The following is an 18,209-nucleotide window of genomic DNA, read 5'->3' on the forward strand; positions in this document are numbered from 1 at the left end:
ATGCTTGGGTATCTCTATATTTCCATCACGGTTCTTTCTGAAGTCACTGCGACCACTGCTCAAAAAGAAACGGATGACTTCACCAAGATAATTCCTACGGCCATTATGGTTATAGGATATGTTTCGTCATTTACATTTCTATCACTATCTCTTCGACTTGTCCCTATGGGCACAGTTTACGCAGGATCAGCTGGCCTTGCTATTGTCATGGCGAATCTCGCTGGCTGGATCTACTTCCGTGAAGGACTGGATTCATCCCAAGTTATTGGAATTATTCTTATTTTACTAGGAATTTCGGTAATAGCACGGGCTCGAGTGACGGGATGACCCGTTTTTCTCTTTTGGAAAATATGATGCTGGTTCGTTGTCGTTTTCCTCGTATATCTCAGATCATTGCAACAATAGCGGCTCTATGGTTTGCGGGATGCAAACCGGCGGATACGTCGGCAACCCCATCAACATCTCCTTCCGTGCAGACGATGCGGGTGCAGGATGCAGAGCTGGAAGCTCAGTCTTTCATTGGCACGTACCAAACAAGACGTACGATCCCGTTGGGCCCAAGTCAGGCAGGTCGTATAGCGACAATAAAAGTTATTAATGGCCAGTATGTACACCAAGGGGATGTGCTGATTACCTTGGAAAACAGGCTTTTACTGGAATCTGTGGCACAAGCCCAAGGAGAAGTCAATGCGGCGCGTGCGGATGCGAAGCAAGCCGCATCCACTCTCAGAAGAAGCAAAGGGTTGGATGTTGCAGGGGGGATTTCAAGCGGGACTTTGGAAGAACGTGCCGCTTTAGCTGAGGCCGCTCAAGGAAAATACAGAGCCTCCATCGCCGCGTTGCATCAAGCTCAAATCCAGCTGGCGGAAGCAGATATACGCGCACCGGAAGATGGGTGGGTCATTAGCGTTTCAGGCGTAGCCGGACGTCTTGAAGATGCAGGAACTGAAGTCTTACGCCTAGCAGCCGGAGAGCCCGATATTCACATCAAGGTGCCTGCCCGGTCTCACTTTAAGGTTGGTGATGCGGCTGAAGCTACCGATCAATCAGATCAACACGCTCAATTTGTGCATGCCACAGTCAGAGAACTTAGCCCTGTTGATGAGACCTCCCAAATGCAGGACGTCTACATCCGGCCGGATCATTCCCTGCCCGTGCCCTTAGGCAGTCTCGTCACTGTTGCGTTGGCTCCTCCCGTTCAACCAGACGTAGTTCGTGTTCCTCTCACAGCACTTATCTCGGATGATCAGAACCACGCGCATCTTTGGAGCCTCACAGAGGACAAAGTCCCACAGCTTGTTCAGACATCTGTCATCATCATTGGATTAAGAGGGGCAGATGCCCTTGTTGGCGGCCTAAAGCCACAAACACGGATTGTCACCAGCGGCGTAGATTCACTCCAAGCCGGAGAACGCGTTCATATCTCCAGCATTACAAGTGAACGCTAATGATGGACCGTTTCAACGTCTCCCGGTGGGCTGTTGGCCATCCAGCTTTGATCATTTTCATGATGGTCGGCCTTTTCCTGGCTGGTGGCTACGGCTTTCTGAACCTAGGGCGCGCGGAAGACCCAGCGTTCACCCTTAAAAACATGATTGTTTCGGCACAGTGGCCAGGCGCGAGCGCTGAAAAAATGCAGCGACACGTTGCAGAACCGCTGGAACAGAGCCTGCGAAACATTGAAGCCATCGATATTCTGAGCACCTATTGCGTATCATCAGCCTGTGTCACGCAAGTTTACCTGAGAGACGATGAGCACAAAGAAAAGGTTCCAGCAATTTGGCAACAAATTCGTAACAGACTGACGGACCTCACACCTGACCTTCCAACGAATGTCACGCTAGCGGCTAATGATGACTACGCAGATGTCTACGGGTATGTTTTTGCCCTGACCGGCGCAGAGAATGCGACACTTATTAAAACGGCAGAAACATTGAAGAGAGCATTTCAACGCGTCCACGGCGTTGGAAAAGTTCAGATCAGTGGCGAAGTTCCCCAGCAGATCAATGTTGACATTGATCTGCAAAAAATTGCTGCCCGAGGACTGGTTCTTGAGGATATCGCACGGTCGCTCCGGCAACGATCAGTTTTAGGGGCCGCCGGGTCAGTAGATTTTACAACGACCGTTCCACTGAGCATTTCCGGGAACCTGGAAAGCCTGAAATCTGCCGAAGATACGCCCATAGCTGGCCAGGCTGGCTCGTTACGGGTCAAGGACGTCGCACAGGTTAGCCGCGATTATGCAAGCCCTGCCCCCTCTGTGATCCGGTACGGAGGAAAGCCCGCAGTCATCATTGCTGTCGCGATGTCTTCAGGCGGAGACGGCCTTACCCTTGGTGCCTCACTCCGCAAAGTCACGAGCGCATTCGATCTCCCTGCAGGCATGAAATTGACACAGGTTGAGGACCAAAGCCTTGTGATTGGAGAGGCTGTAAACACGTTTCTAATAAAATTTGCGGTTGCGCTCATCGTTGTTCTTCTGGTGGCTTTTGTAAGTCTGGGATGGAGATCCGGCATCATTGTCGCCTGTTCCGTTCCCCTGACACTCGCCGGCGTCAGCCTTTACATGGGTATGAAGCATATCGGGCTGGATCGCATTTCGCTTGGCGCCCTCATTCTTTCTCTGGGTCTTCTGGTCGATGACGCCATCATCAGCATTGAGGCCATGGTGGTGCAACTGGAACAGGGGAGCAGCCGGGAAGAAGCAGCCTCTTTTGCCTGGACACACACGGCCTTCCCCATGCTGACAGGTACGCTTTTGACTGTTGTCAGCTTTCTGCCTGTCGGCCTGGCCACATCCACGACAGGCGAATATGCCGGTGAAATTTTCTGGGTGAGCGGTGCGGCGCTCCTGTTCAGCTGGATCGTCGCGGTTGTCTTTATTCCGTTTCTGGGTGTTCACCTTCTGCCAGAACCAAACCATACAGCAAACGATATTCCGCAGATTTCTTCGGGAGCAGCAAAGCTCCAGAAATTCCTCTTATTCGTTCTGAACTATAAAAAAGCGGTAGCGGCAGGAACGATTGGTCTTCTTGCCCTAGCATGTGGTGGCTTTTTCTTCGTTGATCAACAGTTTTTCCCACAGTCTGATCGTCCGGAACTCATTGTGGACGTCGCAATGCCCCCCGGTACATCCATCAAAGAAACAGATCAGGCCGTCGGCTTTCTGGAGCGTCATCTCGCCGGTCTCTCCTCACTGCGTCACATGGAAGCGCATATCGGAGACGGTGCGCCCCGCTTTTATCTTCCATACGCTCCCGCTACCCCCAGTGCCGCACATGCGACCCTGCTTTTGGTCGCGAAAGATCTGAAAGCCCGGGAAGAGCTCGCTCGTCAGATTACGACAATTCCGGTTCCCATCGCCGTACACCTCCATGTGCAGCGCCTGTCCTTAGGCCCCACAGCCGATTTCCCTGTACAGTATCGCATCATCGGCCCTGCCGCAGACAAGCTGCTTACAATCGCTCATGAAGTAAACGCAATCGTCGCTGCGACTGGCGCAGCAGTCTCAGTACAATCCGACTGGGGCAGCAAAGCTCCGACCCTGACGCTGGAAGCAAATCCTGACAAACTGGCACGCTTCCAAATAGACCGTGCCAATCTTGCTGCGCAGCTCCAAGCAAGTATTTCTGGTGAAAACGCAGGAGACATTTCTAAAGATCACCATGCCATCCCCGTGATCGTACGAGCAGCGCAAGGCATGCGCTCCGATCCAGGGCAGTGGCAATCCATGCCAATCATGACAGGTGCTGGAATTCTTCCCCTTGGTCAGCTTGGAACAATACAGGTGACAAGTGCCTTTCCGATCATATGGCAGAGAAATGGTGAACTCTGCATGACCGTTCAGTCCGGTGTGGCTGGAAATATACAGCCTTCTCGCGTCTTGCAGCTTGCGGCTCCCGCGATGGGTGCGCTCCAACAAAAGCTTCCGGCAGGTTATCGCATTGAAATCGGTGGAGATGCTGAACTCTCATCAACGGCAAATGACGCAATCTTCGCGCTGTTGCCAGTTACAGGCGGCCTGATGCTTTTGTTCCTGATGCTTCAGTTACAGAGTTTCAGCCGTTCTCTACTGGTCATCTTTTCAGCTCCGCTCGGCGTCATCGGCATGGTGGCTGGCCTCCTGATATCTGGTGCGCCCTTCGGATTTGTCGCTTTACTTGGACTGATTGCTCTAGCGGGCATGATCATGCGCAACACAATCCTTCTCGTTGATCAGATCCAGGTCAACCATACCGGCGAGACTTCGCTCCATGATGCAATCATCAAAGCGACGCTACTGCGTGCTCGACCGGTCTGCCTGACAGCCATAGCAGCTGTTCTGGCCTTTATCCCTTTAAGCTTCAACGTGTTCTGGGGACCTATGGCAATTGTCATGATTAGCGGCCTTATCGGCGGCACTCTGCTGACGCTTGTCGCCCTTCCTGTGTTTTACGCGCTTCTGTTTGATCGCTCACCAGCAGCATCTAACGGTTCACGTCATGCCTAAACCACATTTTGGATCAAAAGCGGCGTTTATCGTCCTGTGTGCAGCTATTATTGGCTTGGACGGATGTACCATGGGCCCCAATTTCGCTACCCCGAAGCCGGTTCTGGCTGACCACTGGCAAAACGCGGCTCCCACCCCAAGCGATCAGCGCGCAGGAGCTCAATGGTGGACTGTTTTTAACAGTCCCTGCTTAAATACTCTGATACGTCGTTCCGAAAGCGGCAACCCAGACGTCGCCATGTCCCGCGAGCGGATCAGAGCCGCCCGAATACAGCGTGGCGCCGCATCGGCGGAAAGTCTTCCTACACTGAATGGACAGGCAGCTTATAGCCGTGAACGGCTTGCCACAGCGGGGATAGGACAGGTTCTTCAACCACTTCTTGGTCTGTCTTCCAGCACTACGGGCAATGAGCCTGAAGGTGTGTCTTACAACAACTATAACATTGGTGCCGTAGCGTCGTGGGAACTTGATCTGTGGGGCCACCAACGGCGCTTGCAGGAAGCCGCTGCATCTGAGCTTTTAGCGGTAGAAGCCGACGCAGATGCGATGCGCCTTTCCAATCAGGCTGAAATTGCTCGAACCTATTTCCAATGGCTCGACACGAACGAGCGCCTCGAACGGTCAGAAAAAACACTCGACATCGCACAAAAATTACTCTCGATTGCTCAGACAGTGCGTGCACATGGGCTTCTCGCAACTATCGACCTTGATGAGCAAAACACCTTTTGCCGCACCGCGCAGGCTGAACGCGACAAACTGGCTGCGCAAAAAGCCTCGCTTTATCGGGCGTTGAGCACCCTTGTGGCAGGCAGACCCGATGCCGCGATGCCAGAGCTCGACGCCAAGGCCTCATTGCATGACATCAAAGTTCCAGAAATTTCTGCCGGTGTTCCTTCGGAAATGGTGCGTAAGCGCCCTGATATCCGTGCGGCAGAAGCACGCCTTCACGCAGCAACAGCAGTGATCGGTATGGCAAAGGCCGACTTCTACCCGCAGCTCACACTCACGGGCCAATTCAGCCTGGATGCCCTGACAATTGCAGAACTCGGATGGAATGCACGGAATACATCCTTTGGCCCAACCCTCTCCCTTCCTATCTTCAATGGCGGGCGCCTCTCTCGACAGCTGGAACTTCGTCACTCCGAGCAGCGCAGCGCAGGCCTTTATTACCAGAGTACTGTTTTAAACGCATGGGTCGAGGTTGAAAATCTTCTGGCAAGCCGTACACTTCTCCAAGAACGGCACAAAAGCCAGAACTCACTCTCCGAAGAAAAAGAAGAAAAGAGTCAAATTCTTAAAAAACTATATCACCGCGGAGAGATTGCTCAGAAAGATCTATTTACGTCCGAGATTTCAAACATAGAATTTCAGAATGACCGTACAGGAACGCTAACTGCGCGCCTCATCAATGCAGTAGATCTCACAACAGCATTAGGTCAATAGACACGGAATCAGGACGATTTAATATTACTAAAAATATTAATGTGTGATGATCGCAGTAAAAAATATCGCGCCTCTAAACCTGTCTCATCTCATAATTACCCGTTGCTCTTATGTGGATACATAGACAACTAACAATCAGCTACCCCCTGCTTTAAAGACAGGGGAATAGCATTCTGTCATTCACAAGGCTGGTTTTGTACCGCCATGGAGCTCCAACCAGCTCCCCGCAACATCCACCGAAATCGTCGCAGGCTTATAAACCTCTTTGGGCGCAAGCATGATGTTTTCTACGTAAGTCTGAGGGTTTCGATCATACAGCGGAAACCAACTCGACTGGACCTGTATCATGATCCGGTGTCCCGGTAAGAACGTATGATTGACCATCGGCAAGCGCACTGGATAAACCTGCTTCACATTCGCAGGAATCGCTTCGGGGTGCTCAAAACTTTTCCGATACCGCCCGCGAAGAATATTTCCAGAAACCATGAGCTGGTAACCACCCATGGAAGGCTGTTGAGCCACTTCATCTGGGTAAACGTCAATCAGCTTCACAACAAAATCGCCGTCTGTTCCTGTCGTGGCGGCAGTCAGATGCATCAACGGCTCACCCGTTACAGTGAATGGCTTCGTCAGAACGTCAGACGTCAGAGACAGAACATCGGGCCGCGCAGCAGCGTTACGCTGATCCGTCGCCAGCCACCAGCGCCACTCGGAGCCTGCCTGCCCTTTTGAGATGACAGGACGGGAAACATAGGACACCGGATGTTCAGGATCAGAAACATAGCTCAGTTGCCCTGAATTAACCGGAGGCTTGCCAAAGCTCAGCCCATGATCAGGCTGGAAACGCAGGATCGAGCATCGGCTGTCACAATCTGGAGAAGGAAGAGCATCCATAGTCTCCCACTCGTTCTCGCCTGACCGGTAAGCCGTCACGCGCGCGGGTAACGGGAGTGTTCCATCCTTAAGATAATGCGCAAGGAATGGACTCAAGACATGTTTCCGAAAGTACAGCCCGGTATCGGAATGAAGATCCACTGCCCCCAGCGTACTGGCAGCATGAATTTCGCCCCCGTGGTTCCACGGGCCCATTGCCAGCCAAAGATTGGATCGTGCATCGGAATTCTTACGCAACGCGTCGTACATCGCGATGGCGCCATAGTTGTCTTCCTGATCCCAGAGGCTGTGAACCAGCATCGTCGGAACCTTCAGACCCTCTTTAGGCAAAAGTCGGTCAAGCGCCTGCAACTGCCACCATGAATCATACGCGGGATGAGCCAAAATCTGCCTAAAAAAACCGATTTGATCCATACCACGAGACTTACCAACAGCCCCTGCGGAAACACCGTTCAGGAAGAGCGTGTATGAATCATAAGCGCTATTCCACCATTCGACAGTGTTTTTCCGAGTAGCTCCCTGGTCGTAAATGTAGGGCAGCATTTCTTCACGAAACGCACCGTTATGGAACCAATCGTCGCCCATCCAGCCATCAACCATCGGGTTCATCGGCACAGACACTTTCAATGCCGGATGAGGATGGAACAGAGCTGTGATAGCCGTGTATCCGTCATAGGACACACCGAGAATGCCGACCTTCCCATTACTCTGCGGAACGTTATGTGTCAGCCATTCGATAGTATCCCAGGTATCGGTACTCTCATCGACGTCCGTGCCGTTCAGTGGGCCCCGCATCGGGCGGTTCATGACAAAAGCCCCTTCAGAACCGTATTTTCCCCGAATGTCCTGAAGAACCCGAATATATCCACCCTCGATTATGACATCCGGCATGTTGTCATAACCGGGCAGGATCGACGCCAGATGATTGCTTGAGCCGAGAGATGCCATATGCGCAGCATTGTAAGGGGTGCGCGTTATCAGCATTCCAGCATTCTGCGCGCCTTTTGGAACGAGGATAACGGTGTGTAGCTTCACGCCGTCCCGCATCGGAATCATGACGTCTCGACGCGCATAATCGAAACTGGCATCGGAAATATGAAATTCAGCCGGCATGTCCGTGTAGACCGAGCCGTCAGCCTGCTGGGCCAGAGCAGACTGCGAGAAAGCCAGCACACAGGCCGACGCCATAAGAATTTTTTTCATAATCGTTCCAAGAATAAAGGACGCGCACGGTGCAGATGGCATGTATATTACACCCGATTGCACCGCACCATCATGTCACGTCAGAACTCAGCAGAGACTGTGCCGAAATATTGACGCGGCGCTGCGACGAAGAGATTGGCGTTATTGTCGCCTGAGACTGATGCCGCCCCGTAAATTCCGCCGATGTAGTTAGTGTCAAACAGGTTGGTGATACCGAAGGTAGCTTTTAAATTCTGTGCAAAGCCAACTTTGCCGAAATTATAAGCCAGATTAAGATTTGCCTGCCAATAAGACGGAACATACTGGTCGTTGAGGTAGGTCATCGGACGCGCACCAACGTAATTAACGTTGAAGTTAAACATTGCCCGATGCCATGTATAATTCAAATTCGCCTTATACATGAATTTTGGATAATAGACCTGATGCTTACCCTTCAGGCTATATGTGCGACCGCTATAATTAATTGAAGACGTCTGATACTCTGCGTCGTTCCAGCTAAAGCTGTTCGTAATTTCCAGCCCACGAAACGGGCGGATGGTGGCAACGGCATCAGCACCATTCATGGTCTCCCGTCCGACGTTCAGATACGCGCTGTGTGCGGTCGCAGTGCTACCCTCTGTGATAGACGCCAGTCGATTATAGTAATCGGTATGGTAAAAATCTGCACTACCCGAGAAAAAGCGGGAATCATATCGATATCCCACGATATAATTCCAGGTTCTCTCAGGCTTGATGACCTTTTTATTCGCATCGAACACGGATTGAGCAGACTGAGACGAATTGCCCAGACCACCCCACGGCGTCGCGCTGGACGTCTGTGAATAGTAGTCGTAGGCACGCAGATTTTCGGCGATATCCCAGTAAATTTCATGATGATCGAGGAAATGATAATCAAAATTGAAATGAGGCAGGAACGCACCTGACGCTGTCAGCGTACCACTTGCTGCATGACGATAATACGTGTTCCACCCTTCAGCAGCGAGCTGATCTGTATAATCGTTTTTTGTACCGCCATGGGTCGTTTGTGTCAGTGACTTGAAACCGGCAAGCAACGTCATGCCAGGCATGATCTTCCAGCGATCCTGGAGGAAGAACTGAAACGTGTTGGTATTATAGGCGTCATTATACCACGTGCTGCCGGTCCCTTTTTTGAACCCAGACAACGGATTATGGCCAGTTGTCAGACCGTCTTCGTAGAGCATGGAATCATATATCCAGCGGCTATTTTCATACCAGACGCCACTTTCGATATAGTTGTCATGCGGTGCTTCATACGAGAACTTCTGTGTGAAGCCCAGTCGGCGCATATCGGCATGTGACATGCCCAGCGCCATGGGAACCCCCGTGACCGACCCGTCCGCCTGCAACGAGGGCGTGCCATAGCTCGGCGACGTCACAAAGTTATTGGTTCCGCCATACAGACCACTGCTGACATTTCCATAAGCAACCGTGTCCGAGTGAATCTTTTCAGAGAGATCGAAATGACCCGTCACGGCCGAAAGATAGGTTCTCTGCACCTGAGAGGCGTCCCACGCATAATCACCAATCTCATCATTGGACAGTTTCCCCTCATAACCCGGTGGAACATCCGACGTGTACTGAGCGTAATAGGCCCACTGTTTGGCCTTCTCGTAGTCCGGCTTCAGATAGGTCGTATCACGTCCCATCTGCCGCCACATGTTTTTGGTGAGCGTCAGATAATTCATCTGCTGGAAATTACCGTAACCAAAGAACCCGGTGAGCTTTCCGTGCTCGCCCACAGGCTGAACAATCTTGGCATCAGCCTGTAATTCGCTTTGCCCCCCTGCCCCTTTCCACATGTCCGTGTCAGTGCGCGCAAAAGAGGCATAGAATTTTGTGCCGGTAGAGTTCAGAATACCACTGTCTGCGCGAACATATGTTCGGTAAGCATTGTAGCTACCAAACGTCTGGCTGATCTTGCCGCCTGCCTTGTCCTTCGGATCAGAGGACGTGTACGTCATGGCGCCGCCAAGGTTCTGAGCAGAGAATGAATCCAGCGCCCCGGCGCCCTGCGACATTGTCATGCCGCCAACATCATCCTGGATCATCGCCTGTGTGATTGAGACACCGTTATTATTGGCGAAACCCTGCGTCCCCAATGGTATGCCATCAAGCGTTGCGCCGATCTGCATCTGGGTAAATCCGCGCACATAGAACGTGTTGCCGTAGGTATCGAGACCAAAGGCATCGGTCGAAGTGAAATTCGCACCCGGCGTAGTCATCGCGAGGATCTGCATGGGGTTTGTGCCTTCAACAAACCTGTCCATGACTTTACGCGTCACAGCAACTTCAGGCCCGTGACTCCGTACACGGGACACACTAACCGAAATCGATTCCGGATCAGCACCTTCAACCGTATGATGTCGCTGAGGCTTTGAAGCGCCCGGGGATACGGTTTGCAGCGACGAAGGACGGGCCTTCGTAGTATGATGCGACTTCGTTGCAGCATCCGCTCCCGTAGACACCACACTTGCAACAGCCATGCTGAGGATGCTCGTCGTGAACAGATAACGAGATCTTCTTCTCAGCTTACCTGACGATTTCACAACACGCATCCGCCGCACTCCTGGAAAGACTTTGATTAAGTTACGTTACGTGTCCGATATGTTGCGCGTCCATATTGCTTTATTTTCGTAGCTGATAGACTGAGGTTAACTCGTCGTCATCGTTGAGGCTTTTTAATTGAAAACACCCTACTCGCTCAACATTTCCCAAATGACTTTAAGAAGGATATGAAGGCCCTCTTCCCATTCAGTGGTTCAGTACCGTTACTCGTTTTACACCCCGGAGAGTATGCAACGTGAGATTACGTCAGATCGAAGTCTTCTATGCGATCATGACGACGGGATCGCTCCGAAAAGCCGCAGAAGTCCTGAATGTTTCGCAGCCAGCCGCCAGCAAGGTTCTCCGTTACGCTGAGCATTCTCTTGGCTTCGCATTATTCGAACGCAAAGGTGGTCGACTTGTCCCCACTCGGGAAGCTCAGATCATGCTTCCTCATGTGAATGCCATTTTCGGCAAACTTTCTGACCTGCGGCGCCTCACTCATAACCTGCGCTATGCCCGGGCAGGGCATTCCATTAGTATCGGGTGCGTGCCAAGCCTGGGCCTGAGCCTCATCCCCCGTGTGGTCCGCAGTTATTGTGCTAATCATCCGGACACAGAGGTCACGATTGATGCACTGCATGGCTCAGAGATCGTGTCGCGAATTTTCAACCATGATCTCGATCTTGGCGTTGTATTTGGCAACTACTCACGAGAAGGCCTGACGGCCCAGCACATTGGCGACATTCCGTTGGTCCTGATTGATAAAGAGAAGGATCAAGGCCCCGTAGCACTGACGGATATTGATCAGAACCGTTATCTCGGCTTGTCCGAAAAAGATCCGACTGCTGACCTGCTTGATATGGCACTTGACGAAGCAGGCATATCCGCAACCCCCGCCATTCGAGTGCGGACGCATTTTATGGCGGCAGAACTCGTTCGATTAGGCGTCGGTTGCGCTATCGTAGATGCTCTGACAGTCCTGCATCATCCGGGGCTTCCCCGCCCTTGCACACTCTCTCCCCCTCTCAGCATCAAATGCACAGTCCTTTACCGCGCGGATTATGCTCTTTCGCATATTTCGCGAGATATTCTCGGCCTTTTAAGGCACGAGCTCGACAAAGATCTGCAGGATTTGGAAGCAATGGTTTAGCTTTAGGTTATCACCTACGTATATCTCGTCACGGGACACTCCCCTGATTCCATGCTTTATTTCTCTTATCTGACATAGAGGTTCGTTTCTGGACCAATATAAGATGAGAGTTTTCGAGCCGTTATGAACAAGCGTCGCGCCCTGTATGGAACTGCTCTTCTCGCAGGGGCGCTGATGCTCCGTCCGGCGTATAAAGTTCAAGCCGCAGAGCTACCGTCTGGGTTAACGGCTCCCTATATCGATGCAACTGTAGAGCAGGCACGTAAGGCTTTTGACGTGCCGGGTATTGCAGTTGCTGTCGTGCAGGATGGAAAAATCGTTTTCAACCGCGGTTACGGACGCCGCGCGGAGGATGTCCATAGCGCGCCTGTAGATAGCCACACTCTGTTCGCCATTGGGTCGAATACAAAGGAATTCACGGCCACTGCTCTGGCCCAGCTTGTAGATGCCGGCAAGCTGAAGTGGGATGATCGTGTGATTGACCACCTGCCGGAATTTCGTGTTTCGGACCCATGGATTACACGCGATTTCCGCGTCTCAGACCTCCTAACGCACCATAGCGGCATGGGTCTCGGCGCGGGAGACCTGATGCTCTTCTCCCACAGCACATTCACCCGCAAAGATGTTTTGGCTGGGCTTGCATATATGCCTTTTACGGCTCCTTTTCGGAAGGAGTACGCCTACAACAATCTGCTCTATGTGGTGGCTGGGGCGCTTGTGGAACGCGTGACAGGCCATACTTGGGAAGATATCGTCCAGACCCGCCTCATCGACGCATCCGGCTTGGCAGCATGCCAATCAACACCACCCTATAAGGACGAGACAGACGTTGCGACCGGCCAAGGGGATCACACACCTCTACCCGAAAAGGCAGCTCGCCGTTTTCCTGCTGTCGGTCCGGCGGGCAGTATATGGTGTAGCGCAGAAGGAATGGCGCGTTGGGCCCAGATCTATCTCGAAGGAGGACAAACGCCAGAGGGAAAGCGCATTTTCAGCAGCGAGAGCCGCGACACGCTTTGGGCGCCCCATGCTCTTCTTCCCTTGCCAGACATGGCAGCTTTAACCGGAACGCATTTTCGCGCTTATGGCTACGGGTGGTTCATGGAGGACTTCTTCGGGCACAAGCGCGTCTGGCATACCGGCACGATCGGAGGGATGGTCAGTTACGTCACGTTCCTGCCGGAACTGAAAAGTGCCGTTGTGATCCTGACCAATCATGATGACCATAATGCGACCTATGCCTTGGCGACCACGTTAAGCGCGCGCATCGCAACCGGTCACAGTGCTGACTGGATCAGTTACTGGAAACACGAGGAAGACGAAGCAAAAGCGCACGAGAGCGCAGTTGCGACCTCAACCGGCCCCGGATCGCCTGCTCGTCCTTTCGTGACACTCCAGACGTCACAGCGACAGGACTATATGGGCGACTATCTGGACAACTGGCGCGGACCAATCTCCGTCACGGAGCGCGGTCAAGACCTGCGGCTAACATTTTCCAAGGCCGATGGCCTGGCGGGGACCTTAAAGGCTCTTCCGCATGACCTGTTCGTCGTACGCTGGGATAACCGCGAGGAAGACAGCGAAGATGACGCGTATGTCCAGTTTGAACGCGATGTCACAGGCAAAGTGACGGGTATGAAGATGCAGCTTTTAGGGTCTGACTTCAGTTTCAATGCACAGGACCTCCACCCCCGTAAAGTAGAGACAGCGCACGGAGAGGCACACCCGTGAAACAGCATATTGCGGTTATCGGCGGTGGCGTCATCGGGCTTTCGACGGCTTATGCCCTCATCCGAGCGGGCCATCGCGTAACTCTGATCGAACAGAACGCAGATGTCGGTCTGGGAGCAAGCTATGCCAATGGCGGTCAGCTCAGCTACCGCTACGTCACTCCTCTAGCTGATGCTGGCATTCCGCGCCAAGCCTTGCGGTGGATGCTGAAATCCGGCTCTCCGGTTTCCCTTCGTCTTCGGGCCGATCCGAAACAGTGGCGCTGGATGCTGTCCTTTCTCTCCGCCTGCACTCGCACAACAAACCGTCGAAATGCAAAAGTGCTTTTACAGCTGGGCCTTGAAGGACAGGCCGAAATGGAAATATGGCGCGAGGAGGGATTGAAAGGTTTCCTTTGGCGTCAACCAGGAAAGCTTGTCCTCTATCGGAATGAAGCCGTTTTCAGGAAAGCCGTATCAGGAATACAGGACACAACCTTGGAAAGGGCCCTTTCTCCTGCCGAATGTGCTGAGATAGAGCCAGCTTTCGCCCACCTGACACCAGATCTCGCAGGAGGCATTTTCTCCCCTGAAGATGAGGTCGCGGATAGCCATCTCTTCTGCAAGGCCTTGAAGACAGCTCTTCTGGACGCATCTGGATTTCAATACCTGCAGGAAAAAGCCACGCTTGCACCTGATAAGAACAACACGTGCATGCTGATTGTCAGCGGGCGACATCTTGAAGCAGATCAGATTGTCCTTGCTGCGGGCCTGAACTCACGCAAACTCGCTGCCCCGCTAGGCATCCATCTGCCACTCTATGGTCTGAAGGGTTACAGCCTTACACTCCGCCCCTCACCTGAGACGCTACCGTCTGTGAGCGTCACCGATTACGACAACCGTGTAGTCTATGCACGCCTTGGCAACGCACTGCGTGTTGCCGCGATGGTCGATATCGGCGCGGAAGATACATCTCTCAATCCAAAGCGTCTCGCATCGCTGCGCGCCCTCGTTCGGCAAACGCTCCCGCAGGCAAGCACAGATGATGGGCCTGACTCTCCGTGGGCCGGTCTACGGCCTGCCACTCCCACTGGTGTTCCTATTATCGGCCGGAGCAAATGTGACAACCTTCTGCTCAATGTAGGTCATGGCGCGCTCGGCTTCACACTTGCTGCCGGTTCAGCAGTGCGGATCACCCAATTAGTCGCCGCCGCTCATGCCGATGGAGTTCAGAAATGAATGCACACCTACGTCGTAGACTTTTTGCGTTCCTACTCGTGGCAAGCGCTGGCACAGCATATGCCGTTCCCCCTGCGGCCACAGACGCACTACTGACGCACACTTTAACAAATGGGGAGGCCCGCCCGCTGGCAGCACTCGCCGCACTGCGCATCCACAATGGTGCCGTGTCCTACCGATATGTGGGCGGTTTTGCGCGCAAAAATGGCGCTGACGTCACCCCCGTCCATTCAGACACGCTGTTTCGGATCGCGTCTGTCTCGAAATTCGTTACGACGATCGGTCTGATGCAATTGGTGGATCAAGGGCGGATCGATTTGGACGCCGATGCCTCTCGGTACCTTGGCTTCCCGCTGCGGAGCCCTGATTTTCCAGATACACCGATTACAACACGCATGCTGCTCAGCCATACGGCAAGCATCGCAGATGCAGACGACTACGTGATACCCGCAGATCACACCGTTTCAGAATTTTTCGATGCGTCCCGCCGCCCGGGAGCCGCAAACTACCACTTCCTGCCCAGACGGAAGCCAGGGACATGGTTCAGCTATTGTAATCTGTGTTACGGCCTTGTCGGCACCATGATTGAGCGGGTGAGCGGAGAGCGCTTCGATCTTTACCAGCAAAAGCACGTGTTAACGCCACTTGGTATTGATGGCGGCTATGACCCGGCGCTTCTTTCCCATCCTGAACGTCTCGCAACGCTCTATCATCATACCGCCACCGGCTACAAAGCCGCCAAAGACAGTGACACGCATTTCGTTCCAGAAGCATCCGCCCAGTACCGGATCGGGACGAACGCCACGATCTTTTCACCACAAGGTGGCCTCCGTATTTCCCTTGATGGTCTCTATCGTCTGTCGCAGTTCGCGTTCGGAAACGGGACGCCTCAGGGTGTGAAAGTCCTTTCCTCCCAGTCGCTTCAGACGATGCTGCATTCGGGCTGGCATTACGATGGTCGTAATGGCGAAGGACCTTATCCCATCGCAAGCTACGGTTTGGCGACCATTCAGTTGACCGGCGCGCGCGACCCATCAGGGCACCCAACAACCCCATGGCGTGGCTACCAAGGCGGTCTGGTTGGGCACCTTGGGGATGCTTACGGTCTGAGGTCCGGGTTCTGGCTCAATCCAGCTACGCGCGATGGCTATCTGTTTATTGCCGATGGTTTTCCTAAGGACGGCAAGGAAAAGCCAGGAAAAATATCTTCTTTTACCAATGTCGAAGAAGAGATTTTTAGCGCGCTTTCAAACGCAGGGTCTGTTTCAGGAACGGTTCAATGAAGATTACCATGCCCCATAGTCGCACATGCGCGTTGGTCTTGTCACTTCTCTCATGCACATCCTGGACAGCCCACGCTCAGGACGACGCATCCACACAGTCACGCCTTTCCAGCCTAATGGCAATGCCATTTGCGACAGATATGGTGGGAGCAAAGCACGCGCAACGTCTGGCGTGGGTAGAACAACGCAAGGGCGTGCGTAACGTCATGATCTCGGATGCCGGGAACGCTCCCCATCAGGCCACAACCTACGTAAAGGATGACGGAACCCCCCTTTGGGGCCTAGCGCTCACGCCCGAGGGCAAGACCCTGGCTTATGTAGAGGGCGGCGATCCAGAAGCCCTCACAGCCCCTGCCCCCAACCCGGATAATGCCGCCTATCGCCCTACGGCCACAGTCCATGTCGTTCGCGATGGCAAACAAAACACCATTGCAGGCCAAGGCTATCTTCCAGAGTTCTCTCCCGACGGGCGGCAACTCGCTTTTGCACAAGGGGGCACTCTGCTGCTCGGGGCGACCGGTTCGTCTGCCCGGGCAGTCATGACTACGGACGGAACGATCACAGCCCTCCGTTGGTCTCCGGATGGCACGTTTGTCGCATTGGAGATCAATCGTGGTTCACACGGCATGCTTGGATTATGGAACACGAAGCGCAGCGTTCTCAGCTTTATTCCGCCAGGTTTAGGGTTCGACCGGCTACCGACATTCTCACCTGACGGCAAGCATCTTGCTTTCGTCCGTGTACAGCAACCACCTTTACTTACGCGTCCAGAAAACGGGCAGTTCTGGTCCCTTCATAGCTACGACCTGACAAGCGGTGCAGAACAACTGCTCTGGACACCACCAAAAGGACCCGGAAGCAGGTTCTGGTCGGCAGACGACCTTGATCTGACATGGACGCCAGACGGGCGAATCCTGTTTCCCTGGGAGGGAGGCGGCTGGCTTCGGATCTGCGCCATTTCTGCTGCTGGCGCTACCACGCCGCAATGTTTAACCCCCGAACAGGCCGAGGTTTCGTCCTATCTCCTGTCATCCGACGGTAAGTCGCTTTTCTATACCTCCAATGTCGGGGAGCTCGATCACTGGCGCGTATGGTCCAAGCCGTTGGACGGGAATGCAGCCGCTCTAACGGATGCAACAGATGAAGCAGGCTCGCTTGCTATGGCTGGCGAGGACCTGGCAGTGATGGTCACAAGCGCCACCCAGACGGCTCACCCTATCCTTCGCCACGAGGGACAATGGAGGGTGCCGGTAACGCCGACACTCCCTAAAAATACCAACTTCGTTGCACCGCAGAGTGTGCAGTTTCGGAGCGAAGACGGAATCAACATCCACGGTCAGCTTTTCCTCCCGCCGACTGAAATGCATGGACCTCATTCAGCGCTGGTATTCGTCCACGGAGGCCCCAATCGGCAGATGATTCCGGCTTTCAATGCCATGGGATACTATTCCAACGCTTACATGATGAACCAGACACTCGCATCACACGGTTACGTCGTGTTGTCCGTGAACTATCGCAGCGGTACGGGCTATGGACAGGCGTTTCGTGAGGCCGAAAAAATAGGAAGCGCGGGAGCCAGCGAATACCAGGACGTTCGTGCAGCCGCGCAGTATCTGCGAGCAAGACCAGACGTAGCGCCGAAGCATATCGGGATCTGGGGCGGAAGCTGGGGTGGCTACCTTGTCGGATTAGCACTGGCCCGCGATAGTGGATTGTTCGCTGCCGGTGCAGACTTCCATGGCGTCCATGACATGACAGAGCCAGATCATCCTGGTTTGTCGCCTGAAGAAAACCGCAAACAACATGAAACGGAATGGCACTCCTCCCCTCTGGCAGATATTGCGCATTGGCGCGCGCCGGTCCTGCTTGTCCACGGAGATGACGATCATGACGTGGAATTTGAGCAATCGGTGTTACTGTCCAAAGCATTAACTGCGTCAAGTGTGACGCACGAGGATCATGTATTTCCAGGTGAACGACACGAATTTCTTCGGCAACAGGACTGGCTGACAGCATACGGCTGGACCATTCGATTTTTTGATCACTATTTCGAAAACGCTGAGGTGCAATAAAGCGGCTTATCCCACGACAGATGTTATCTGATATTTTTTCACGCAAACTTTGAACACATCCAGAAAAAATCGACTTTGATATACCTGTTCGCTATAGAGGCAACATTCTTCAACCGGGTCTTCAAGGGTTAGTTTGTGCAGTGCGAGTGGCGTAGATC

General features: G+C 53.3%; 11 protein-coding genes. 9 read left to right on the forward strand and 2 right to left on the reverse strand.

All coding sequences use genetic code 11. The annotated features are described in order from the left end of the window. The 4 genes from KP705_RS03725 to KP705_RS03740 are packed head-to-tail and all read left to right on the forward strand — an operon-like array spanning position 1 to position 5,933. Positions 1–327, forward strand: a complete 327-nt coding sequence (locus KP705_RS03725; protein WP_215764050.1) for a multidrug efflux SMR transporter — start codon at positions 1–3, stop codon at positions 325–327. After that, positions 324–1,448 carry an efflux RND transporter periplasmic adaptor subunit gene (locus tag KP705_RS03730; RefSeq protein WP_252348206.1) on the forward strand — a complete coding sequence of 375 codons (1,125 nt, stop codon included), beginning with the start codon at positions 324–326 and terminating at the stop codon, positions 1,446–1,448. Before KP705_RS03725 ends, KP705_RS03730 begins: the two co-directional genes overlap by 4 nt. Next, positions 1,448–4,489, forward strand: coding sequence for an efflux RND transporter permease subunit (locus KP705_RS03735; RefSeq protein ID WP_215764051.1), 3,042 nt, complete (start codon positions 1,448–1,450; stop codon positions 4,487–4,489). Before KP705_RS03730 ends, KP705_RS03735 begins: the two co-directional genes overlap by 1 nt. Next, positions 4,482–5,933, forward strand: coding sequence for an efflux transporter outer membrane subunit (locus KP705_RS03740; protein ID WP_046901980.1), 1,452 nt, complete (start codon positions 4,482–4,484; stop codon positions 5,931–5,933). Before KP705_RS03735 ends, KP705_RS03740 begins: the two co-directional genes overlap by 8 nt. Before the next feature lie 180 nt (positions 5,934–6,113). On the opposite strand, the gene KP705_RS03745 is transcribed toward KP705_RS03740, so the two are convergent. After that, on the reverse strand, positions 6,114–8,030 hold the full coding sequence (locus tag KP705_RS03745; protein WP_215764052.1) for a CocE/NonD family hydrolase: 1,917 nt from the start codon (positions 8,028–8,030) through the stop codon (positions 6,114–6,116). 80 nt (positions 8,031–8,110) lie between these two features. Then, positions 8,111–10,606: a TonB-dependent receptor domain-containing protein gene (locus tag KP705_RS03750; protein WP_252348207.1), complete on the reverse strand. Its 2,496-nt coding sequence runs from the start codon at positions 10,604–10,606 to the stop codon at positions 8,111–8,113. Positions 10,607–10,851: 245 nt separating this feature from the next. Here KP705_RS03750 and KP705_RS03755 point away from each other — a divergent pair, with 245 nt between their 5' ends. The 5 genes from KP705_RS03755 (at position 10,852) to KP705_RS03775 (ending at position 18,051) form a co-directional block, all read left to right on the forward strand. After that, the gene (locus KP705_RS03755) at positions 10,852–11,748 is read left to right on the forward strand and encodes a LysR family transcriptional regulator (protein ID WP_215764053.1); all 897 of its coding nucleotides are present in this window, start codon (positions 10,852–10,854) and stop codon (positions 11,746–11,748) included. Between the two features lie 123 nt (positions 11,749–11,871). Further along, entirely contained in the window at positions 11,872–13,479 is a 1,608-nt protein-coding gene (locus KP705_RS03760) for a serine hydrolase (RefSeq protein ID WP_215764054.1), read from the forward strand. Beyond that, positions 13,476–14,696, forward strand: coding sequence for an FAD-dependent oxidoreductase (locus tag KP705_RS03765; RefSeq protein WP_215764055.1), 1,221 nt, complete (start codon positions 13,476–13,478; stop codon positions 14,694–14,696). Before KP705_RS03760 ends, KP705_RS03765 begins: the two co-directional genes overlap by 4 nt. Beyond that, a complete protein-coding gene (locus tag KP705_RS03770) occupies positions 14,693–15,979 on the forward strand; it encodes a serine hydrolase (RefSeq protein WP_215764056.1) in 1,287 nt (428 codons plus the stop codon). The genes KP705_RS03765 and KP705_RS03770 overlap by 4 nt, the downstream gene beginning before the upstream one ends. Continuing rightward, entirely contained in the window at positions 15,976–18,051 is a 2,076-nt protein-coding gene (locus KP705_RS03775) for a prolyl oligopeptidase family serine peptidase (RefSeq protein WP_215764057.1), read from the forward strand. Before KP705_RS03770 ends, KP705_RS03775 begins: the two co-directional genes overlap by 4 nt. The last annotated feature ends 158 nt before the right edge of the window (positions 18,052–18,209 follow it).

It is taken from the genome of Gluconobacter sp. P1D12_c (assembly GCF_018812105.1).
Lineage (GTDB): Bacteria > Pseudomonadota > Alphaproteobacteria > Acetobacterales > Acetobacteraceae > Gluconobacter > Gluconobacter oxydans_A.